This window comes from Xanthomonas sp. WHRI 10204, assembly GCF_040202875.1.
In the GTDB taxonomy this organism is placed as follows: Bacteria; Pseudomonadota; Gammaproteobacteria; order Xanthomonadales; family Xanthomonadaceae; genus Xanthomonas.
In genome coordinates this window covers 981838-1002697 of sequence record NZ_JBEGDW010000002.1, presented here as the reverse complement: position 1 = coordinate 1002697, position 20860 = coordinate 981838, and the positions used below count along the sequence as shown (strand labels likewise).

Annotated in this window: 16 protein-coding genes; 13 read left to right on the top strand and 3 right to left on the bottom strand. The window is 64.8% G+C overall.

Translation table 11 applies throughout. The features are described from left to right. Positions 1–4 precede the first annotated feature (4 nt). On the top strand, positions 5–1036 hold the full coding sequence (locus tag ABQZ00_RS15145; protein ID WP_055846341.1) for a sulfate/molybdate ABC transporter ATP-binding protein: 1032 nt from the start codon (positions 5–7) through the stop codon (positions 1034–1036). Between the two features lie 288 nt (positions 1037–1324). Next, complete coding sequence (locus tag ABQZ00_RS15140; RefSeq protein ID WP_115512395.1) at positions 1325–2044, top strand: TorF family putative porin; 720 nt, start codon at positions 1325–1327, stop codon at positions 2042–2044. Between the two features lie 137 nt (positions 2045–2181). Here the strand turns inward: ABQZ00_RS15140 and tdh are convergent, their stop codons facing one another. Further along, entirely contained in the window at positions 2182–3216 is a 1035-nt protein-coding gene (gene tdh, locus ABQZ00_RS15135; RefSeq protein WP_193552432.1) for an L-threonine 3-dehydrogenase, read from the bottom strand. 638 nt (positions 3217–3854) lie between these two features. Further along, positions 3855–6179: a TonB-dependent receptor gene (locus tag ABQZ00_RS15130; RefSeq protein ID WP_323538853.1), complete on the bottom strand. Its 2325-nt coding sequence runs from the start codon at positions 6177–6179 to the stop codon at positions 3855–3857. 196 nt (positions 6180–6375) lie between these two features. On the opposite strand from ABQZ00_RS15130, the gene ABQZ00_RS15125 reads away from it, so the two are divergent. The 11 genes from ABQZ00_RS15125 to ABQZ00_RS15075 all read left to right on the top strand — a co-directional run bounded on the left by ABQZ00_RS15125 (position 6376) and on the right by ABQZ00_RS15075 (position 19616). After that, positions 6376–8457, top strand: a complete 2082-nt coding sequence (locus tag ABQZ00_RS15125; protein WP_323538854.1) for a phosphocholine-specific phospholipase C — start codon at positions 6376–6378, stop codon at positions 8455–8457. Positions 8458–8842: 385 nt separating this feature from the next. After that, entirely contained in the window at positions 8843–9487 is a 645-nt protein-coding gene (locus ABQZ00_RS15120; protein ID WP_055846033.1) for a histidine phosphatase family protein, read from the top strand. Between the two features lie 191 nt (positions 9488–9678). Next, positions 9679–10227 (top strand): hypothetical protein, encoded by a 549-nt coding sequence (locus ABQZ00_RS15115; RefSeq protein ID WP_323538875.1) that lies wholly within the window; start codon positions 9679–9681, stop codon positions 10225–10227. Positions 10228–10387: 160 nt separating this feature from the next. Next, a complete protein-coding gene (folC, locus tag ABQZ00_RS15110) occupies positions 10388–11656 on the top strand; it encodes a bifunctional tetrahydrofolate synthase/dihydrofolate synthase (protein WP_323538855.1) in 1269 nt (422 codons plus the stop codon). A gap of 67 nt (positions 11657–11723) precedes the next feature. Next, the gene (locus ABQZ00_RS15105; RefSeq protein ID WP_323538856.1) at positions 11724–12788 is read left to right on the top strand and encodes an SPOR domain-containing protein; all 1065 of its coding nucleotides are present in this window, start codon (positions 11724–11726) and stop codon (positions 12786–12788) included. A 225-nt stretch (positions 12789–13013) separates the two neighbouring features. Next, positions 13014–13769 (top strand): CvpA family protein, encoded by a 756-nt coding sequence (locus ABQZ00_RS15100; RefSeq protein ID WP_055846024.1) that lies wholly within the window; start codon positions 13014–13016, stop codon positions 13767–13769. 30 nt (positions 13770–13799) lie between these two features. Then, on the top strand, positions 13800–15266 hold the full coding sequence (gene purF, locus ABQZ00_RS15095) for an amidophosphoribosyltransferase (RefSeq protein WP_055846019.1): 1467 nt from the start codon (positions 13800–13802) through the stop codon (positions 15264–15266). Beyond that, on the top strand, positions 15241–15840 hold the full coding sequence (locus ABQZ00_RS15090; RefSeq protein ID WP_323538857.1) for a hypothetical protein: 600 nt from the start codon (positions 15241–15243) through the stop codon (positions 15838–15840). Before purF ends, ABQZ00_RS15090 begins: the two co-directional genes overlap by 26 nt. Beyond that, complete coding sequence (locus ABQZ00_RS15085; RefSeq protein ID WP_323538858.1) at positions 15837–16643, top strand: ferritin-like domain-containing protein; 807 nt, start codon at positions 15837–15839, stop codon at positions 16641–16643. Before ABQZ00_RS15090 ends, ABQZ00_RS15085 begins: the two co-directional genes overlap by 4 nt. Before the next feature lie 1151 nt (positions 16644–17794). Then, positions 17795–19048 carry a zinc-dependent metalloprotease gene (locus tag ABQZ00_RS15080; protein WP_055846011.1) on the top strand — a complete coding sequence of 418 codons (1254 nt, stop codon included), beginning with the start codon at positions 17795–17797 and terminating at the stop codon, positions 19046–19048. A 148-nt stretch (positions 19049–19196) separates the two neighbouring features. Continuing rightward, positions 19197–19616 carry a hypothetical protein gene (locus ABQZ00_RS15075; protein WP_323538859.1) on the top strand — a complete coding sequence of 140 codons (420 nt, stop codon included), beginning with the start codon at positions 19197–19199 and terminating at the stop codon, positions 19614–19616. A 447-nt stretch (positions 19617–20063) separates the two neighbouring features. On the opposite strand, the gene lpxH is transcribed toward ABQZ00_RS15075, so the two are convergent. Continuing rightward, positions 20064–20807: a UDP-2,3-diacylglucosamine diphosphatase gene (gene lpxH / locus ABQZ00_RS15070; protein ID WP_323538860.1), complete on the bottom strand. Its 744-nt coding sequence runs from the start codon at positions 20805–20807 to the stop codon at positions 20064–20066. Between the last annotated feature and the right edge of the window lie 53 nt (positions 20808–20860).

The window sequence follows — 20860 nt, the reverse complement described above, 5'->3', positions numbered from 1 at the left end:
GACCATGGGTATCCGCATCCACCGCCTGCGCAAGCAGTTCGAGACCTTCACCGCCTTGGACGACATCACCCTGGACGTGCGTCAGGGCGAGTTGCTGGCCTTGCTCGGCCCCTCCGGCTCGGGCAAGACCACGCTGCTGCGGATCATGGCCGGGCTGGAGCACGCCGATGGCGGGCAGGTGCTGTTCGGCGATGAAGACGCCACGCGCATGAGCGTGCAGTCGCGCCGGGTCGGCTTCGTGTTTCAGCACTACGCATTGTTCAAGCATATGGACGTGTTCGAGAACATCGCCTTCGGGCTGCGGGTGCGCCGCGGCAACGAGCGCTGGGCCGAAGCGCGTATCCGTGCGCGGGTGGAAGAACTGCTGGCGCTGGTGCAATTGCAGGGCCTGGAGCAACGCTATCCCACCCAGCTCTCGGGTGGGCAACGCCAGCGTGTGGCACTGGCGCGTGCGCTGGCGATCGAGCCGCGCGTGCTGCTGCTGGACGAGCCGTTCGGCGCGCTGGATGCGCAGGTGCGCCGCGATCTGCGGCGCTGGCTGCGCGCGCTGCACGAGCAGACCGGTCTGACCACGGTGTTCGTGACTCATGATCAGGAAGAAGCGCTGGAACTGGCCGACCGCGTCGCCATCCTCAACCGTGGCCGCATCGAGCAACTCGACACCCCGGCGATGATCTACGACAAGCCGGCTTCGCCGTTCGTGTATTCGTTCGTGGGTGCGGTGAACCGCATTCCCGGTGTGCTGGCGCAAGGGCAGATCCAGGTGGCAGGCCACGCGTTGCCGGCTGCCAACGCCGCACTGGCCGCCGGTCCGGTCGAGGTGTACGTGCGTCCGGAAGATCTGGTGCCCGACGACGCCGGCTGGCCGGCCACGGTGGCTTGGTCGCAGCGTAGTGGGGCGCGCCTGCGCCTGCGTGCCACGCTGCAGCCGGCAGGCAATGAGGTGGAAGTGGAACTACCGGCCTCGGCAGGAAGCTTCGAGCCCGGCCAGCAGCTGCGACTGTCCGCACGGCACTACGGCGTGTTTCCAGCCTGATGCAGGCAGGTGGGCGACGCCCTGCGTCTGGCTAGGCAGTCGGCAGGGAAGATTCGCAGCGCATGCGTCCTGCTGTGGCTGTTGCGAATCTCCACTCCCCACTCCCTGCCATCAAGATTCGGCCTGATCGGTCGATGAAACAGGCATCTGACCAGCGCATCGGCGACCAGAGATGTGCGCTGGATCGAGCGAGCGCGACTTTTATGTTGCGCTGCAATGACAGTTGGACTAAGAAGTCATTGCAGTCTTCGCTCGCCAACCGACCGCCCATCGTTTCAGGAGATGCCCATGAAGCCTTCCCCGCTCGCTTGTTGTCTGTCGTCGTTGCTGCTGTTGGGTGTGGTGCCGCTTGCACAGGCACAGGACGAAGAGGCGCCCGCGTCGCCGCTCAGCGGCACCTTTGCGGTGACCAGCGATTACCTGTTCCGCGGTATCTCGCAGACCAACGAAGAACCCGCGTTTCAGGCCGGGCTGACTTACAAATTGCCGTACGGGTTCTACGTCGGCACCTGGGCCTCCAATGTCGATTTCGGCGCTGGCGATCCGGATTGGGAAGTGGACGGCTTTGTCGGCTACAACACCGATCTGAGCACCAATTTCAACCTCGACGTGATGGTGAACCGCTACCAGTACCTGGGCGCGGGCGCTTCCAATTACGCCGAGCTGATCACCAAAACCACGTTCCTCAAGACCTACAGCCTGACCGTTGCCTACACCAACGATCTGTACGGCACCGACACCGATGGGTATTACTACGCACTGGACGCCAACTGGGCGTTGCCGCATGACTTCACCGTTGGCGCGCACGCCGGGCACAGCATTTACACCTCGGCGCTGAGCCAGGTGGACCACGACTACAACGACTTCGGCGTGAACGTGGGCAAGACCTTCGGCCCGCTAGGTCTGACCGTGGGCTATTACGACACCAGCGAAGCGGCCGAATTCGGCTTCGGGCGGCAAAATTCGCAGAACCATCTTGTGGCGACCGCCACCGTCACCTGGCCGTGAGTGCGATGCGTTAGACGCGTGGCTGGTGCATGCGTGGCGGGCGATGACTGCCACGCGTGATGCAACTGTCGGACACCGAACATGCGACATGCAAAAGGCGCCTTGCGGCGCCTTTTGCGTTGCTCACTGCCGCTCGGTCAATTCCAGCTCAATACGACCTTGCCGGCCTTGCCTTCTTCCATCAGGTCGAAGCCTTTCTGGAAGTCGTCGATCGGCAGTTGATGCGTTAGCACTTTTTGCAGCGGGAATCCCGACAGCACCAGCTGGGTCATCTTGTACCAGGTCTCGTACATCTTGCGGCCGTAGATGCCCTGCACGGTGAGGCCCTTGAAGATGATCTTGTCCCAGTCGCAGCCGGCGCCGCGCGGCATGATGCCGAGCATGGCGATCTTGCCGCCGTGGTACATGCAATCGAGCATGTCGTTGAACGCGCGCGGGTTGCCGCTCATTTCCAGGCCCACGTCGAAGCCTTCCATGTGCAGGTCCTTCATCACCTCCTTCAACGAGGTGTTGGACACGTTGACCACGCGCGTGGCGCCCATGTCGGCGGCCAGCTTCAGGCGGAAATCATTGACGTCGGTGACCACCACGTTGCGCGCACCGATGTGCTTGCAGATGCCGGCGGCAATGATGCCGATCGGGCCGGCGCCGGTGATCAGCACGTCTTCGCCGATGACATCGAACTCCAGCGCGCAATGCGCGGCGTTGCCGTACGGGTCGAAGAACGCGGCCAGCTCGGAGGGGATCTGGTCCGGGATCGGCCACAGGTTGGACGCCGGCATCACCATGTATTCGGCGAATGCACCGTTGACGTTGACGCCGATGCCCACCGTGTTGGGGCACAGGTGCGGGCGGCCACCACGGCAGTTGCGGCAATGACCGCAGACGATGTGGCCTTCGGCCGAGACGCGCTGGCCGACCTGGTAACCGGTGACCGCCGAACCGAGCTCGGCCACACGGCCGACAAACTCATGGCCGATGGTCAGGCCAGGCGTGATGGTGCGCTGGCTCCATTCGTCCCACAGGTAGATATGCAGATCGGTGCCGCAAATGGCGGTCTTTTCCAGCTTGATCAGCACCTCGTTGGGGCCGGGCGTGGGCACGGGAACCTGCTCCATCCAGATGCCTTTGTTCGCTTCGCGCTTGACCAGCGCCTTCATCGTCTGCGCCATCTGGCGGGGCCTGCTGAGTAAAAGTAAGTGGCCAATTATATGCGGGGCGAGGTGGCTGCCATGTGGCGGTGCAAGAACCGGTCTGCAGTGATGGCTGCCGTTCGGCTGAGTGGTGGCGAAGGCGGCGCAGGATCGGTTGGGGGGCCGCATGCGTGGGTTGGCTGACGACTGCTGCCCCCATCCGCCCTGCGGGCACCTTCCCCCGCTGGCGGGGGAAGGGCAGGGATGCCAGAGAAGCAGTGCACGTCGAGAAGCCGAATACGTCGACAAGTCGACAAGGCCAGAAGGCCAGAGGTCCAGGAGGCCAGGAGGCCAGGAGGCCAGGAGGCGAGAGGGCCAGAAGGCGAGAGGGCCAGGAGTCCGGGAGGCCAGGAGGCCAGAAGGCAAGAGGGCGAGAAGGCAAGAGGACGAGAAGGATTGGGTCGGGCTACGCAGCGGCGGACCGATGCAAGACGCCAGGCGATCGTCCGCATCCCTTCTCCCGCGTGCGGGAGAAGGTGGCGCGCAGCGCCGGATGAGGGGTGCCTCAGGCACCGAGGCAGTCAGCCACACAACCGCGTCGCCATGCGCCCTCGCTTGGCGCCCGTCTCATCACCCCAACCTCTTCCCCAGCGGGAGAACGGCGATTGCAGGGCTGCTCAGAACTTCACGTCCAGACTCATGAAGTACTGGCGTGGGGCGCCGACCACCATGGTCTGGTTGTAGCCGTCCGGATCGGAAGCGACGTAGCCGTTGGTGCCGGTGCTGGCGAAGTAGCGCTTGTCGGTGAGGTTGGTGATATTGAGCGCCAGGGCGATATCCGCCACGCCGCCGACGCGACCGAAGTCGTAGCGCGCCCCAGCGTTGAACAGCCAGTAGGAGGGCACCTGCGAATCGTTGAGAAAGGTGATGTAGCGCTTGTCGACGTACTTGCCGTCCAGATCCAGGCGCAGGTTGCCCAGCTGATAGCTGGCGCTGGAAGAGAACATCAGCGCCGGGATGCCAACCACGTTCTTGCCCGAGGTCGCGACCACACCGTTGTTGAGGTAATCGTCCTGATAGCGCGAGCGATTCCACGACAGCGAGTTCAACCAGCTCAGGCCGTCGGTCGGGCGCCACATCACCGCCAGATCCGCACCGGCGCTATGCACTGCGCCGACATTGCTCAGGATCGAGGCACAGGTCTGCACCGCGCTGCACGGCGAGGTGGTCAGCAGACGGTTGGAGAATTTGGTGAAGTAGGCATCGGCCGAGAGCTGGAACTGCTCGTCCTGCATGCGGTAGCCCATCTGCACGGTTTGCGATTCTTCCGGCTCCAGCGTGGAGCGGCTGCGATCGAACGCGGCCTGCGAGGTGGCGAACGGGGTGAACCCGAAGGCGGCGATGTTTTTGCTGTAGGACGCGTAGATGTCCTGCCGTTCGTCGAGTTTGTAGTTCACGCCGACTTGCGGCAGAAAGCTGTCTTCGGCACGAATGCGGCCTTGCGCCAGTGATGTGGTGGGCACCAGCGACTGCGCGCGCGTGGTGGTGTTGAGCGCCTTTGCGCCGTAGTTGAGCGTCAGGCGATCATCGAGCAAACGCACGGTGTCCTGCACGTAGAGCATGCGGGTCTGGGTGGTGTAGCGCTGCAGAAAATCGCGGCGGAACGGGGTCTGCGCTTCGTACACGTTGTACAGCGAGGTGTAGCCCTCGTTGCCGAGCGCGAAGTAGTTGCGGCCCTGCGTGGTGCGCGCATTTTCGGCCCACACGCCGGCTTCCAGATCGTGAGTGCCCCACGACCACTTCAGTGCGCTGGTACCGCCGAAACGGTCCAGGCCATAGTCGGTGGTGCGCATCGACACCGGAATCTGCGCCGAGGTGACGACATACGGCGTGACCCATTGCCCTTCACCGCGATTGGCGTGGTAGTAGCCGGTGGCATCCAACGTGACACCGCCGAACACGAACGTGCCCGACAGGCCGGCAAGATTGTCGCGGCGCAGGCCGCCGCCGGCGTAGTAACTGGCATCGAGCCAGCTGTAGTCGCTGGGCAACCCAGCCAGCGATTGCGGGTAACCGTTGGCCACGCCGCTGGTGGCGCCGGTGCTCTGGTAGGCGCGCGCCATCTGCACGGCGGTGGCCCAATCCGGTTGCAGGTAGTCGTAGTCCCAGCCCAGTGCGCGCTGGCTGGTCAACGACAGATCCATGTAGTCGTATTCCTTGCGCCGCGAGGTATCCAGGAACAGGCTCAGACGATTGCCGTCGCCCCATTGGTACACGGTCTTGAGGTTGGCCTGTTCGGATTGCTGATCGCCGAAGCCTTTCCACTTGTCGGTGGTGGCATTGGCGTAGGACAGATACGCCGACAAGCCATCGCGATCGCCGGTATCGGCGCGCACGAAGGTGCGTCGCGTGGCATCGCTGCCCACCGTCTGCACCAGCCGCGCGCCGGGCGTGGTCTGCGGATCGGCGGAGTAGAACTGCATGGTGCCGCCGAGGTTGGTGTTGGACGCGGTGCCGAGTGCGCCGGCGCCTTGTGCGATCTCTACCGAGCCGAGGTTTTCGGAAATGATGGCGCGGGTGATGTGCAGGCCGTTGGTGACGCCGTAGCTCATGTTGCCCAGCGGAATGCCGTCGAGCGTGTAGCCCAGGCGGCTCTGGTCGAAGCCATGCAGGGTGACCTGGGTGGACCACTCGTAGGTGCCGAACGGATCGGCGGACTGGAACTGCACGCCGGGCAGTTTTTCAACCGCCTTGAAGGCGCTGCTGCCTGGCGTCAGCTGCTCGATATCCTGCCGGCTGATGCGCTGCACCTGCCGCGTGCTGCCTTGCGAGACCACGTTGATCGCATCCAGCTGAGTCGCGTTGCCGGCCGCATCGGCGGACGTGACCGGTGCGTCCGCCACGCTGGCAGCGACCGGATCGGTGGCGTGCGCAATGACGGGAAGCAGCGCGGCGAGGGCGAATGCCAGTGGCGTGACATGGAGACGACGGGCGGGAGTCATGGGGGGAGTCCTGTTCGAGCACGGCTGAGGGCGAACGCACGGTGCAAGACCGGCGTTTCGCGACGCAGGGTGTCAATGGCTCATGAAACATTGATGACGGTGGCTGTCGCAAAACTGTCGCTTAGGCCCGCTATACGTGTCGTGTGCGGTCGCCGTGCGCGCTGCACGTCACCGACTTTTGCAGGGTTTTTTCGTCATGACGTCATCTTCTTCGCGCCGCGATTTCCTCAAGCGCGTTGCTGCGCTCACTGCCACCGGGGCATTGCCGTCGTCGATCGGTCGCGCGCTGGCACTGCCAGCCAATGCACGGACCGGCACGCTGCGCGATATCGAACACGTGGTGATCCTGATGCAGGAGAATCGCTCGTTCGATCATTACTTCGGCACGCTGCGCGGTGTGCGCGGGTTCGGCGATCCGCATGCGCTGCAGTTGCGCGATGGTCAGCCGGTGTGGAGTCAGCCGGCGGCCGATGGGCGCCGACTGCTGCCGTTTGCCTTCGATGCGCAAACCACGAGCGCGCCGCTGATCAAAAGCCTGGATCATTCGTGGAAAGCCGGCCACGGGCAGGACCCGGCGCGCTGGGCCGAATACGACGCGTGGGTGCCCTACAAGGGCGAGTTGACGATGGGCTACTTCCAACGTCACGACATTCCGTACTACCACGCACTCGCCGACGCGTTCACCATCTGCGACGGCTACTTCTGCTCGATGCACGGGCCGACCAATCCCAATCGCATGTATCTGTTCACCGGCACCAGCGGGCTGAGTGTGGGCGATACCCGCGCGCAGGTGGCCGACAACGCCGATGACGGCAACTGGACCGCCGACATGGCGCGCGACAAACCAGGCTATGCGGCGATGGGTTGGACCACCTATGCGCAGCGCTTGCAGGCGGCCGGCATCGATTGGCGCGTGTATCAGGAATACGACAACTTCGGCTGCAACTCGTTGGCGTATTTTGCGCACTACCGAGGACTGGACACAGCCGACGAACGTTATCGCCGCGCGCGTGCCTGTGTGCCTGGATCCACCGCAGACAATGCAGCCAGCACGCAGGCCGACCACCTGATTGCCGCGATCGCCGCCGACGTGCAGGGCAATCGCTTGCCGCAGGTGTCGTGGATCATTCCGCCGACTGCATATTGCGAACATCCCGAAGCGCCGCCGGCTTACGGCGAATCGCTGGTGGCGCGGTTGATCGATGCGCTGACCTCCAATCCGCAGGTCTGGGCGAAAACAGCCTTGATCATCAATTACGACGAGAACGACGGTTTTTTCGATCATGTGCCGGCGCCATTGCCAGCGCTGGACGCGCGCATGGGCCGCAGCAATGTCGACGTACGCGGCGAGGCTTACAACGGCGTGCCGGTGGGCCTGGGCATCCGCGTACCGATGCTGGTGATTTCGCCATGGACGCGTGGCGGTTGGGTCAATTCGCAGGTGTTCGATCACACTTCGGTACTGCGGTTGCTGGAACGTCGCTTCGGTGTGGCCGAGCCGAATATCAGCCCGTGGCGTCGCGCGGTCAGTGGCGATCTCACCAGCGTGTTCGATTTCCGCAAGCCGGACGATTCGGCGCTGAGCGCATTGCCGTCCATCGGCGACTACCGCGCACGCACGGCGGCGCTACGCAACAAGCCATTGCCGGTGCCGCCGACCAACGCCGTCATGCCACGACAAGAGCCCGGCCAACGTCCGGCGCGCGCGTTGCCATATGCCGTACAGGTGAACGCACGCGTGCAGGGCGATGGCGCGCTGCAGTTGCAGTTCGTCAACACCGGGACGGCTGCGGCGGCATTCAACGTCTACACCAGCGCGTCCACTGGCGGGCCGTGGTACTACACGGTATTACCTGGTACCCGGCTCGATGACGTGCCGATGGGCGCCGCGCACGACGGCGCATATGCGCTGCGCGTGCACGGGCCGAATGGATTTCTGCGTGAATTTGCCGGCGATCTGGCGACCACGCCGCAACCAGCGGCAGCACCATGGCTCGAAGCGCGCCAGGACGGCGGCACGCTGATCCTGGAGATCGGTAACGCCGGGCAACAGCCTTGCACGCTGCAACTGCGTGCGCTGGACTACGCAGATCCGGCCCCGCGCGCGCTGCAACTTTCTGCAGGTCAGCGCCAGATCCTGCAGTTGCCGCTCTCCGCAAGCGACCACTGGTACGACGTGGTCGTCGAGCAACCGGGTGGCGCGTTCCGGCGGCGTCTGGCCGGCCATCTGGAAACCGGCAAGCCCAGTCGGAGTGATCCAGCGTTCGGTCGCGTCTGAGTGCGCCCCACTGGGTGGCGGATATTGGCCCGGAACAGCGCCCTGCCATATCGGGACGCGTACTGCACGCTAGGAGTGCAGGTCCAGCGTGGCGGCGCTGTTCGCTGCATCGCGCGCGTGACACCGGCACACAGCGGCCGATCTCCAGGTTGAACGCGCCGGCACCGCTGCCGGCCTCGACAAGTTCACCAGGATCCGAGGATCGGGAGCGCACAGCCTCAGCTTGGAGGATCTAGAGGCTCAGATGGGGTGCGTAACGGCCGCGCCGCGGTCAGCAGGCAACAGGGCGTGCGCTGAAGCGCAGAGGGAAGGGGCGGGGAGCGGTTATGATGCGGTCCGGTTTCGCCGCGGCGTGCCGGCCCCTCCCCCAAGGAACTCTCAGCGCATGCGCATCCTGCTTGCTCGTCACGGCGAGACGCCGTGGAACGCCGAAGGCCGTTACCAGGGCCAGATCGATATTCCGCTGTCGCCGGTTGGCGAAGGCCAGGCACGTGCGTTGGGTGAGCGGCTGCAGGCGTTGCAGATCACCCGTGCGGTCGCCTCGCCGCTGTCACGCGCGCAGGCCACTGCCAAGGCTGCATTGGGCGCATCGCGCGAAAGCCTGCTGCAGACCGATCCGGACCTGCAGGAAATTGCCCATGGGGAGTGGGAAGGCCTGCTGGCCAGCGAGATCAACGACAAGGACCCCGCGCGCCTGCGCGCCTGGCGCGAAGAGCCGGACACCGTGCTGATGCCGGGCGGCGAATCGCTGCGTCAGGTGCTGGACCGCAGCTGGCGCGGACTGACGCGCGCGGCCGATGGCCTGGGTGCCGACGACACCTTGCTGGTGGTCGCGCACGACGCGGTCAACCGCGTGATCCTGTGCAAGATCCTGGGCCTGCCGCTGTCCAAGCTGTGGAGCTTCCGCCAGGCCCCGACCACGCTCAACCTGCTAGAAGGCGACGACGTCGATCACCTGGAAGTGGTGCGCCTCAACGACTGCGCGCACCACACCCCGTTCTTTGGGGAAGCCAAGCATCGGGCGTTGTAGCTTTAGGAGCGACAGCGTTGCCCTCATGAAAGCTTGTTGCGGCGTTCTCGGTGCCCAGGCATGCGTGGTTTGTCTAGGTCAGGTGTATTGCCGCTTGCATCGCCTGTGGAATGTTGGCTGAGCCGAGTCCAGCTCTTCATTGTTCTGTTTTGTTCGGGTTATTTGATAATGCCTCCGAAGGGTTTTTGGTGATGCCGAAGCCAAAGCTATTTGCGTTGCTGAAAGTGGCTTCCATATTCGTGATCATGGGGCTCATTTTGCTGAGCCTGTTCACTGAATTCATCCCGGCCGAATTTCTACAGGGGCGTTATTGGAAGTGGCCGGCTTTATTGGTCGGCATCCTGCTGACTATGCTGCTTCGCAGGCGTAACCGTCGTCTCGGTTTGCCGCTCGAGCTTGATGGCGAAGGGAGGGTTACCAAGGTGGCCATGTTCTTCGGGATGCCGGTGATGATGGGATTTCTATTTTGGTTGCTGTTGGCAAAAACCTTGCCTTGGCTATTGACGTTGACTTTTGGTAGTGAGTTTGAAGAAGCCTATGTCATGCAGACGTATTACCAGTCGAGTGCGGGATGCGAGTATCAGTTGCGAGGTGGGCCAGTGGAGCATGCATTTCCAGACTATCTGTGCATCAGTGAAGCGTCTTACCAGCGCTACCCTGATCAGCAGATTGCGGTGACATTGAACGGCCAGCGCTCACTCTTAGGCTTACGTGTCAGCAAAATCTACGGACCACAATAAGCAGCAAGGAAGCTTGCTTTCTCGTCACGCCCGTGCACGCCGCATGCCAGCTCCGTCAAATCAGTTCAGCTACGCTACGCAGAGCATCGGACAGTAAGCCGATTTTCTTGATGCATGGTGAAAGCGCGATAATGGCGGTTGCAAAACTCCAGGTAACCCCGTGACCACTCCCACCACACTCACCGACTGGCTCGCCTACATCGAGCAGCAACACCCCAGCAGCATTGCGATGGGGCTGGAGCGCGTGCGCGAGGTGGCTGCGCGGCTGCAGATCGAGGCGCCGGCCAAGCATGTCATCGTTGTGGGCGGCACCAACGGCAAGGGCTCGACGGTGACTTTTGTCGAGGCGATCGGCCGCGCCGCTGGGTGGAAGGTGGGGGCGTACACGTCGCCGCATCTGCTGCGTTACAACGAGCGTGTGCGCATCGATGGTGTCGATGCGAGCGATGCCGCGCTGGTCGCCGCACTTGCGGCAGTGGAGGCGGCACGTGGCACGACGCCGCTGACCTATTTCGAGTACGGCACGCTGGCGGCGCTGTGGTTGTTTCAGCGGTCCGAACTTGACCTGGCGGTGCTGGAAATCGGCCTGGGTGGGCGCCTGGATGCGGTCAACCTCATCGATTCGGATGTGGCGGTAATCACCACCGTGGATATCGACCACACCGACTGGCTAGGCGAGGACCGCGAGGCGATCGGCGCCGAGAAGGCGGGCATCATCCGCGCGTGGAAGCCGGTGGTGCTGGGCGAGATCGACCCGCCCTCCAGCGTGCTGCGCCGCGCCTACCAACTTGGTGCCAACGCGATCCGCGCCGGCAGCGATTATTTCTTCGAGCCGATCGACGCCCAGCATTGGTGCTGGCGCGATGTGGCGGTGCGCCTGGAGCTGCCGATGCCGGCATTGCAGGCCCCCGTGCAACTAGCCAACGCTGCCGCGGCCATCGCTGCACTGCAGGCCTTGCCGGTGGAGCTGCCGCAAACGGCATGGGCGCTGGGCATCGCCGATGCCCAGGTGGCGGGGCGCCTGCAGCGCAGCGACGTCGCCGGTGTGGAAGTGTTGCTGGATGTTGGGCATAACCCGCAGGCCGCGCGCGCGCTGGCGCAGGCGCTCGGCGCGCAGCCAATTGCCGGCAGCACGCATGCGATCTACGCGGCGCTGGCAGATAAGGACGTCTCGGCGGTGGTGGAGGCGGTGGCCGCGCAGATCGATCATTGGGCATTGGCCGGCTTGGAAGGTGCGCGTGGTCAGTCTGCACAGGCTCTGCAGCAGCGCCTGCAAGGCACGGTTGCTGCGCAGGCGCCATGCCATGACACCGTCGCCGGCGCCGTGCAAGCGGTGCTCGCCATGGCCAACCCGGGCGACCGCGTGCTGGTGTTTGGCTCGTTTCATACCGTTGCCGACGCGCTGAACGCACTTCGTTCAGCCCACTAGGGTCGGCGAGGTGGCGCCGGCCTTATAATCGCCGCGGCACCCCGCCACGCCTGTAGCTCTCTTTACTGTGGACACTGCTCTGAAACAGCGACTGATTGGCGCCATCGTTCTGGTGGCGCTTGCCGTGATCTTCCTGCCGATGCTGGTCAAGGGCCCCGCGCCGTCCAGCGGCGTCGCCGATGTGCCGCTGGAGGCGCCTGCCGCGCCCGGCAATGGCGAGTTCGAAACCCGCGAATTGCCGCTGGTCACCCCTGGCAATGCGCCGGCGGGTGGTGCACTGGGCATGGCGGGTGCCCCCAGCGCTCCGGCGGCGGTGCAGGACAATCCGGACGCAGCCGACCTGGCGAACCCCAGCAGCGCGCCGTCTGCTCCGGACGTGGCGGCCGGCAACTACGCAGTGAATTTTGGTGCATATGCCACCAGCGCCGACGCCGATGCGGTGATCGCGCGGCTCAAACAGGCGCAATTACCCGGCTTCAGCGAGAAGACCCAGATCAATGGCCGCCCTGCCTGGCGCGTGCGCGTGGGGCCGTATGCCGATCAGGCCCAGGCCGAATCGGCCAGGCTGCAGGCAGTCAAGGTGCGCGGCGACGTCAATGCGCAGGTGGTGACGTTGGACGCCAATGCCGCCGCACCGGCGCCGGTTGCGACGCCGACACCCGCGCCGGCTGCAAAACCGAGCAGCAGCGTGGCCGCTGCCAGCGCGCCTGCCGCGCCCAAGACCGAAAGCCTGCCGCCGGAACCGGCCAAGCCGGTCGCTGCCGCTCCCAAGCCGGCCGAAGCGCCCAAACCGGCGCCGGCCAAGCCGGAAGTTGCCAAGGTAGAACCGACTAAGCCCGAGGCTCCGAAGCCCGTTGCCGCCGCACCCACCGCGCCGGCGGCCCCTGCCGCGAGCGGCGTCGGGTTTGCCGTGCAGCTGGGCGCGTTCGGCCGCGCCGAAGACGCCAATGCCCTGCGCGACCGCGTGCGCGCTGCCGGCTTCAGCGCCTTTGTCGAACAGGTCCGTACCGACAAGGGCGCGCTCAACCGCGTGCGCGTCGGCCCGGTCGCCAACCGTGGCGATGCCGAGCAGTTGCGTGCGCAGGTCGCGGCCAAGGTCGGCATTTCCGGCATGGTGCGTCCGCATCCTTGAGATGAGCGCAACGCGTCGCGCCGCCGCCAGGCGAGCGCGACAGCGGTGCGAATCGGTGTGAGCCACGCGTCCGTCCACGTGTTGTAGGCACCGCAGTGGCGGATGATCAGCGCTGGCATCTTTCGGCCATACCCGCAATTTCGACAGCCTCACGCCCACGGAGGGGAAGGCAATGATCAGCAAGCCACGTTGGACCGGCGCATGCGCCGCGCGGAGAAGTCGCCAATGATCGACATGGTGCTGGGCGTCATCATTCTGGTGTCGGCCCTGTTGGGCTTGCTGCGCGGCTTTGTCGCGATCGTGGTTGGTACCTTGTCGTGGTTGCTGGCGGGCTGGGCCACATTTCTGTTTGGCGGCGCGGCGGCGCGTTGGCTGGCCGATGGCAAGCATCCGTCGGCCACTGAGTCGTTTGGTGGCTACGCCATGGTGTTTGTCGGTGTGCTGATCAGCGTGGCGGTGATCGGCATGGTCATTCGCGCCGGCGTGGATGCGGTCAAACTCGGCGGCACCGACCGCATGCTCGGGTTCGGTCTGGGCGTGGTGCGTGGCGGGTTTCTGGCCAGCGTGTTGGTGCTGCTGATGGGGTTTACGCCGTTGCCGCGTGAGCCGGCGTGGCGGCAATCGGTGCTGTTGCCGATGCTGCAGCCCGGCGCCGGCTGGATGCGAGCGCAACTGCCGGCCTGGCGCATGCCGTCGATGGACATGCCATCCATGGAACTCGGCAACTTGCCCACGGAGTTGGGGAAGTTGCCCTCGACAGGCGATAATACCGACCTGGGCAAAATGCTGTCCGGGTCTGGCTTGAGCGACACCGTGTCGCGGGCGCTCGGTAAACCTGGCAAACCCGGCAATGCCGCCAGCGACGGACGCGATCCGGCGCAGGCGATGCCGGCCAATATCGATCCGGCGCAGGTTCGCGGCGGAGAAAGCGACCCGGCTCGGGTCGAATCCCAAGGCCAGGCACGGCCACCTTCACAGTAACGGCGCAAGCCGCAGCGGAGAACGCGCACCATGTGTGGCATCGTCGGTATTGTCGGCAACCAAAACGTCGCCGGGCAACTTTATGACGGTCTGACCGTCCTGCAGCATCGTGGGCAGGACGCCGCAGGCATCGCCACCGCCGACGGCACGCGCTTGCGCGTGCAAAAAGCCAATGGCCTGGTGCGCGATGTCTTTGACGAAAAGAAGATGGCGGTGCTGGAAGGCCGCGTCGGCATCGCGCATTGCCGCTACCCGACCGCAGGCTCGGAAGGCATGGACGAGGCGCAGCCGTTCTACGTCAATTCGCCCTACGGCATCGCGCTGGCGCACAACGGCAACCTGATTAACACCGAGGCCTTGCGCCAGCAGGTGTTCGAAGCCGACCGCCGCAACATCAACACCGATTCGGACAGCGAAGTGCTGCTGAACGTGTTTGCCTACGAGCTGGACGCACAGCGCATGCTGACCCCCGAGGCGGCGATCCGCGCGGTGGCCGGCGTGCACCGTCGTTGCAAGGGTGGCTACGCGGTGGTGAGCGTGGTGCTGGGTCTGGGTCTGGTGGCGTTCCGCGACCCGCACGGCATCCGTCCGCTGGTGCTGGGCAAGCGCGAGCACGCCGAAGGTACCGAATACATCGTGTCCTCCGAATCGGCGGCGCTGGACATTCTTGGCTACCAGCGCGTGCGCGACGTGCGTCCCGGCGAGGCGATGGTGATCACCGCGCGCGGCGAGCTGTTCTCGGAAGTCTGCGCAGCCCCGACCATCAATGCGCCGTGCATCTTCGAGTACGTGTACTTCGCGCGTCCCGATTCGATGATCGACAACATCTCGGTGCACAAGGCGCGCATGCGCATGGGCTTGAAGCTGGGCGAAAAGATCCTGCGCCTGCGCCCGGATCACGACATCGACACCATCATTCCGATCCCGGACACCTCGCGCGATGTGGCGCTGGAAATGTCCAACGTGCTCGGCGTGAAGTACCGCGAAGGCTTCGTCAAGAATCGCTACGTGGGCCGCACCTTCATCATGCCGGGGCAGGGCGAGCGGCAGAAATCGGTGCGTCGCAAGCTCAACCCGATCCACCTGGAATTCCGCAACCGCGTGGTGCTGCTGGTGGACGATTCCATCGTGCGCGGCACCACCAGCCGGCAGATCGTGCAGATGGCGCGCGATGCTGGTGCGCGCAAGGTGTATCTGGCCTCGGCCGCGCCGCCGGTGCGCTATCCCAACATCTACGGCATCGACATGCCGGCCGCCGAAGAACTCATCGCGCATGGCCGCAGCGAGCTGGAAATCCAGGAATTTCTCGGCTGCGACTGGCTGATCTACCAGGACCTGGAAGATCTGGAAGTGGCGGTGCGCGAAGGCAACCCGGACATCAAGCAGTTCGATTCCTCGTGCTTCAACGGCGAGTACATCACCGGCATCGAGCCGGGCTATTTCGAACGCATCCAGCAACTGCGCTCGGACGATGCCAAGAAGCGTCGCCGCGCCTGAACTGCTGCGTCGCCGCGGCCAGCTGACCGTGGTCGCTGCCGGGGTGGCAGCGCTGCTGGCGGGCTGCGCCGCCGATGACGCTGCGGCGATCCGCACGCTGGACGACCCGCGTTTGCGCAACGGGCAGGTGCCTGTTGCGCTGAGCACCACCTTGGACATGCAATTGGATTGGCAGCAACAGGCCGTGCTGGACCCCGCATTCGCCACGCCTGCCGGCGCGCAACGGCTGGATCTAGCCGGCGCCACGCGCGTGGGCGAGTCACTTGTTATCGTGCGCCTGCGCGAGGCCGCCGCCGCTGCGTCAGCGGATTTGGCGGAATGGACGTACGCGGTGGACTGCCGCAGCGACCAGGCGCGCTTGCTCGGTGCAGGAATCGGTATTGGTGCGGGCGGCCCGGGCGCGCTGCCGTCATCGGTGCCAGCGCCTGCGCAGGCCGATCGCACCCGTCTATTCGCGCTGGTGTGTGCCAAACGCACGGCCTGCGAGTTGCGGATCAAGGCAAACGCCTGCGAGCGGGTACGTGCCGCATCGCTCGCGGCACTGGGTCAGCAACAGGTGCGGCAGGCGCCGTGATCACCGATCTGTTCGACGCCGCGCGCGCCTGCCTGGATGCTGCCGATCCGCTGCAAAAAGTCGCGTTGACGCAACAGTACGCGGCCGCGTTTCGTGATGGCGAGCTGCGGTTGAATGCGGCCGCGCCAGCGCCTGCGCCGATCCGCATGCCGGGCCGGCCGGCCACACCGGCACTGGTGCATCCGCGCGAGTTGCCGCGGCGTGGACTGGGGACAGTGGAAGGGCGCGCGGCCTTCATCCATGCGATTGCGCATATCGAACTCAATGCGATCGATCTGGCCTGGGATGCGGCCTATCGCTTCCGCGGCCTGCCCGATGAGTTCTATGCCGACTGGGTGGCGGTGGCCGACGACGAATCCCGCCACTTCATGCTGCTGCGCGCGCGCCTGCAAGCGCATGGACACGACTACGGCGACTTTGCCGCGCATAACGGGCTGTGGGAAATGTGCGAGAAAACCGCGCATGACGGTCTGGCGCGCATGGCGCTGGTGCCGCGGGTGCTGGAAGCGCGCGGCCTGGACGTGACACCGGCGATGATCGTCAAATTGCGCTCGCTCGGTGATGCCGCCACGGCCGAGGTGCTGGAGACCATCCTGCGCGAGGAAGTGGCGCACGTCGCGGCCGGCTCGCGCTGGTACCGCTGGTATTGCGCGCAGGCCGGCATCGAACCACGGGCGCGCTTCAAGGCGTTGCTGCGCGAGTACGCCGGCGGCTACCTGCATGGCCCGTTCAATCTGCAGGCGCGGCTGCTTGCCGGTTTCGACGAAGACGAGCTGGCCGATCTGGTGGAGCAGGCCGGCTGAGTAAGCGGGTTGATCGTGCTGTTGTGGAGCGGAACACACGCATGCCTGGTCGGGCACTGGCCGCAGAGTGGCGCGGTACGTGCGCTTGGTGTAGTCGGAGCTTCGCAAGCTGCGCTGGTCGATGCCGTAGTGCCTTCACCAGTCGGAAGGCACGCAGTGAATCCATTCCTGCCGCCGCCGTTTTTCCCTCAGGCAATGAGTACATCGCGTCAGAGCCCTGGCCGATTGTGCGATTGAAAACCAGACACACCGACCATCACGATGGGTCCTTGCCCGCTCACCGTCGCGGGACCTTATGCGGCATGGATGCCGCATAAGAGCCTCCAGGGACGGATTCACGGCGTGTCCCGCGATGGTGGGCGGGCAAGGGCCCTGCAGATAAAACGCAGATCAAGCACTCCGCAACCGACCCAGTCAAAGCACCCAAGCTTCCCAAGACAGCGGGAGAGCTCCATGGATGGATGCACGGCGCGTCCCGTGATGGTGGGCGGGCAAGGGCCCTGCAGATAAAGCACCGATCAAGCGCTCCGCAACCGACCCAGTCAAATCACCCAAGCTTCCCAAGACAGCGGGAGAGCTCCATGGATGGATGCACGGCGCGTCCCGCGATGGTGAGCGGGCAAGGACCCCGCAGATAAAGCGCCGATCAAGCGCTCCGCAACCGACCCAGTCAAAGCACCCAAGCTTCCCAAGAAACCGAGAACCCCTCGCTGTTAGAGCGGCTGACAAAACGCCGCGAACAAGTGGCAGCTGGCTGCAGAAGGCGCACCCAGAACCGGCATCCCGCATGTCCACCTGATGCAGACCCAGCCGAACAACACCGACACCCTGCTGATCGACACGTAGTGGTGCGTTACCGGCTCCCAGTCTGTCGATGCACCTGCCTGAACCGGCTGACCCTCGCCGCCGCGACATCCGGGGTGCGGCACAACGCACGCACATCACCGCCACCCCGGGTGACCGGAACTGTGCGCTACGTCGTTGCGCAGGCGCGCCGGAATCGCATCCAGTCATCGGCAAGCATCACAGAAATGTAATTTTCTTTTGCAACAACTTGCATTCGGTACATTCCGGCGCGCCCTAATGGCGTCCCGGGGACAGGGGCCCGGTATTTCGCACCCGTTGCTTCCATGTCTTAGGAGAGAGAGACGATGAAGTCGAAGTCGATGTGCACCACAGTGGGTCTGATCGCCATGTGCCTGGCCGGATCGGCTGCCGCTGCCGGCAAGCCGCTGTATCAGACCGGCCCGGCACTCAGCCGCGGCGCTGCGGCAACCGCTACCGCAGAACCCTCGTTGCAACGCCTGTTGAGCGCCCCGTCCACCACCAACGCACAGGTGGTGCAGCTCGACGCCGGTGCAGTGGTTGCCGGTGAAAAACTGCTGGAACTGCAGCTGGATGGCCAGACCATCACCGCCACGCAGGCCAAGGTGGATGCGTTGGAAGGCGGCGATAGCGTGTGGTACGGCAACCTCGGCCCGCGTGCCGGCACCCGTGCACGCACCTTGTCGGGCGTGGATCCGCTGAACTCGGCCATCCTGGTGCGTAGCGGCGACACCGTCACCGGCACCATTCGCTACGCCGGCAAGCTGTATCGCCTGCGTCCGCTGGCCGATGGCCGCCATGTGCTGGTGCAGGTCGACGAGCAGCGCATGCCGCAGGAGCATCCGGCCGAATACAGCCTGCTGCCAAAGTTCGACATGCCTGGCGATGGGCGCGTGACCGCGGCGGCCGCCTCATCCGGCAGCCCGGCCACCATCCGCGTGCTGGTCGTGGCCACCAACAAGGCAGTGACGGCGTACGGCGGCAACATGCAGTCGCTGGTGCAACTGGCGGTGGCCGAAGCCAACCAGGGCTACATCAACAGCAATGTCGGCATCACCTTGCAGCTGGCCCGCTACGAGACCACCAGCTACACCGAAACCGGCAACTTCACCACCGACCTGCAGCGCTTCCGCGTCACCAATGACGGTTACATGGACAGCATCCACACCAGCCGCAACACCTACACGGCCGATGTGGGCGTGATCGTGCTGGACAACAGCAGCTACTGCGGCTTGGCCTCGGGCATCGGCTCCACGGCCGCCAGCGCCTTCGCATCGGTGTACTGGGATTGCGCCACTGGCTACTACAGCTTTGCGCATGAAATCGGCCATCTGCAGAGCGCCCGCCACGATTCCACCAACGACCCAAGCACCTCGCCATACGCCTACGGTCACGGCTATCGCTACGGCAACAGCTGGCGCACCATCATGGCCTACGACTGCACCAGCGGCTGCCCGCGGCTGAACTACTGGTCCAATCCCAACATCAGCTACAACGGCGTGCCCATGGGCAATGCCAGCACCGCCGACAATCAGCGCGTGCTGGTCAACACCAAGGCCACGATCGCCGGCTTCCGCTGATCTTTGCGGCTTTCGCCGATTTCTTGTGTGATTGCGATGGCCCGGCACCGACAGGTGTCGGGCTATTGCGCTACACCCGAGCGCGGTGATCGCGCAGACTAGACGCACCGTCGGCGCCTGCCGGCCACGTCCCGTCAGCGGAGCACTCATGTCCATGTCCTCGCGTTATGCGCTGCTGTGCCTGGCCACGCTGGCAGTTGCCGGATGCAAACAGCAACCTGCCGAGCCCGCCGCCACTCCACCCAAGCCCGCAGTTGCGGCGCCAGCGCCGACCACCGAAAACGCTGCCGAAGCGCGTGCGTTGCAGGTACTCGAAACGCGCTTGCAGAGCGACAAGGTGTACCCGGACAACTGCATCAGCATCATGGCTGAACAAGACGATCCGCCATCGCCGGACGTGTTTGAATTTGCCGTGCACGAACGCCACGGCGACGGCTGCCCAGGCGACCCGCAGACCAGTCCGGTGCGTGACCGCTTCCGCGTCCAGGCCGACGGCACACTGTTCTGGTACGACGTGGTCAATGCGGATTTCGTCGACTACGCCGAGCGTGCGCGCAGCACGCAGTGACGCGTTGAAGTGGTTTGGCCACGCAGGAGTACGCGCCCGCATTGGGTTGCCACCAAGCGCTGAGAATTGAGGGTTTCCGCACCAAAGTGCGCTATTGCTAGCGGCGTCCGTTGTCGATGAGCGTCGCCAAGTGCGGCCCTTCAACAGCGCGATTCAGCGATGTGTCCGATGCCGCGTGGACTCGCTGCGACACTCGGATTGAAATGCGGAACGCGCGCGCTGCGTCGTTTTGAGCGCGCTCTTCATTGGCTGGCCTTACCGAACGTCCTTGCCGGTATCCAGTCGCACGCCGTCGTGCTTGCGAAGCATGAGGCACGATTGGCCTGCGATGCGGAGGCCTGCGATGCGGATAACAGCGGCGGCGCGCAAAACCGGCGGCGTCAGGACTCACCGCGGCGCGATCCCCGCATGCAGGGGCAGCTGCAGCTGCAGCTGCGAGTGCCGGATCTACAGCGACAACTGCTCCAACGCAACGCCATCGGCATCCACACGCAGCACCGAACCTTGCTCGTACCAGTCGCCCAGCACGATGCGCGTGCAGGTGTTACCACCGGCTTGCAGGGTGTGGATTGCAGGGCGATGGGTATGGCCGTGGATCATGCGATCCAGCCCGTACCGCACGAAGGTCGCTTCCACCTCGGCCGGCGACACGTCGGTGACGGTTTCGAGCTCCGCCTGGTCGCCCTGCTTGAGTTCGGCGTAGCGGGCCTGGCTGGCCGCACGCGCCTGCTGCGCGAACGCCACGCGCGCTGCCAGCGGCTGCGCCAGAAACTGCGCCTGGAACGCCGGGTCGCGCGTCTGCGTGCGGAATGCCTGGTAGGCGGTGTCGTCGGTGCACAGCAGGTCGCCGTGCATCAGCAGCGTCGTATGGCCGTAGAGATCGATCACGGTGGGGTCGGGCAGGATGCGGAAGCCCGCGCGCTGTGCGTAGGCATCGCCCACCAGGAAATCGCGGTTGCCCGGCATGAAGAAGACCGGTACGCCGGAATCGGCCACTGCGTGCAGTGCCACCGCCACCTCGTCTGCCGCGGTGGACGGCGTGTCATCACCGATCCAGGCTTCGAACAGATCGCCAAGGATGTAGAGCGCATCGCTACCGGGCACCTGCGTCCGCAGGAAATCCAGAAACAGCGCGGTGATCGCCGGCCGGGCCGGATCCAGATGCAGGTCGGAAATGAACAGTGTCGTCATCGCGCCATTGTACGGCGCGACCGCCGGATGGCGAGGCGCGGGAACTGCGATTG

What these genes read in the sequence shown, in the direction of transcription:
- purF (WP_055846019.1), top strand. Translation starts at nt 13,800, where the DNA reads ATGTGTGGCATCGTCGGTATTGTCGGCAACCAAAACGTCGCCGGGCAA.
- ABQZ00_RS15120 (WP_055846033.1), top strand. Translation starts at nt 8,843, where the DNA reads ATGCGCATCCTGCTTGCTCGTCACGGCGAGACGCCGTGGAACGCCGAA.
- ABQZ00_RS15090 (WP_323538857.1), top strand. Translation starts at nt 15,241, where the DNA reads ATGCCAAGAAGCGTCGCCGCGCCTGAACTGCTGCGTCGCCGCGGCCAG.
- ABQZ00_RS15140 (WP_115512395.1), top strand. Translation starts at nt 1,325, where the DNA reads ATGAAGCCTTCCCCGCTCGCTTGTTGTCTGTCGTCGTTGCTGCTGTTG.
- ABQZ00_RS15075 (WP_323538859.1), top strand. Translation starts at nt 19,197, where the DNA reads ATGTCCATGTCCTCGCGTTATGCGCTGCTGTGCCTGGCCACGCTGGCA.
- ABQZ00_RS15125 (WP_323538854.1), top strand. Translation starts at nt 6,376, where the DNA reads ATGACGTCATCTTCTTCGCGCCGCGATTTCCTCAAGCGCGTTGCTGCG.
- tdh (WP_193552432.1), bottom strand. Translation starts at nt 3,216, where the DNA reads ATGGCGCAGACGATGAAGGCGCTGGTCAAGCGCGAAGCGAACAAAGGC.
- lpxH (WP_323538860.1), bottom strand. Translation starts at nt 20,807, where the DNA reads ATGACGACACTGTTCATTTCCGACCTGCATCTGGATCCGGCCCGGCCG.
- ABQZ00_RS15100 (WP_055846024.1), top strand. Translation starts at nt 13,014, where the DNA reads ATGATCGACATGGTGCTGGGCGTCATCATTCTGGTGTCGGCCCTGTTG.
- ABQZ00_RS15130 (WP_323538853.1), bottom strand. Translation starts at nt 6,179, where the DNA reads ATGACTCCCGCCCGTCGTCTCCATGTCACGCCACTGGCATTCGCCCTC.
- ABQZ00_RS15080 (WP_055846011.1), top strand. Translation starts at nt 17,795, where the DNA reads ATGAAGTCGAAGTCGATGTGCACCACAGTGGGTCTGATCGCCATGTGC.
- ABQZ00_RS15145 (WP_055846341.1), top strand. Translation starts at nt 5, where the DNA reads ATGGGTATCCGCATCCACCGCCTGCGCAAGCAGTTCGAGACCTTCACC.
- ABQZ00_RS15115 (WP_323538875.1), top strand. Translation starts at nt 9,679, where the DNA reads ATGCCGAAGCCAAAGCTATTTGCGTTGCTGAAAGTGGCTTCCATATTC.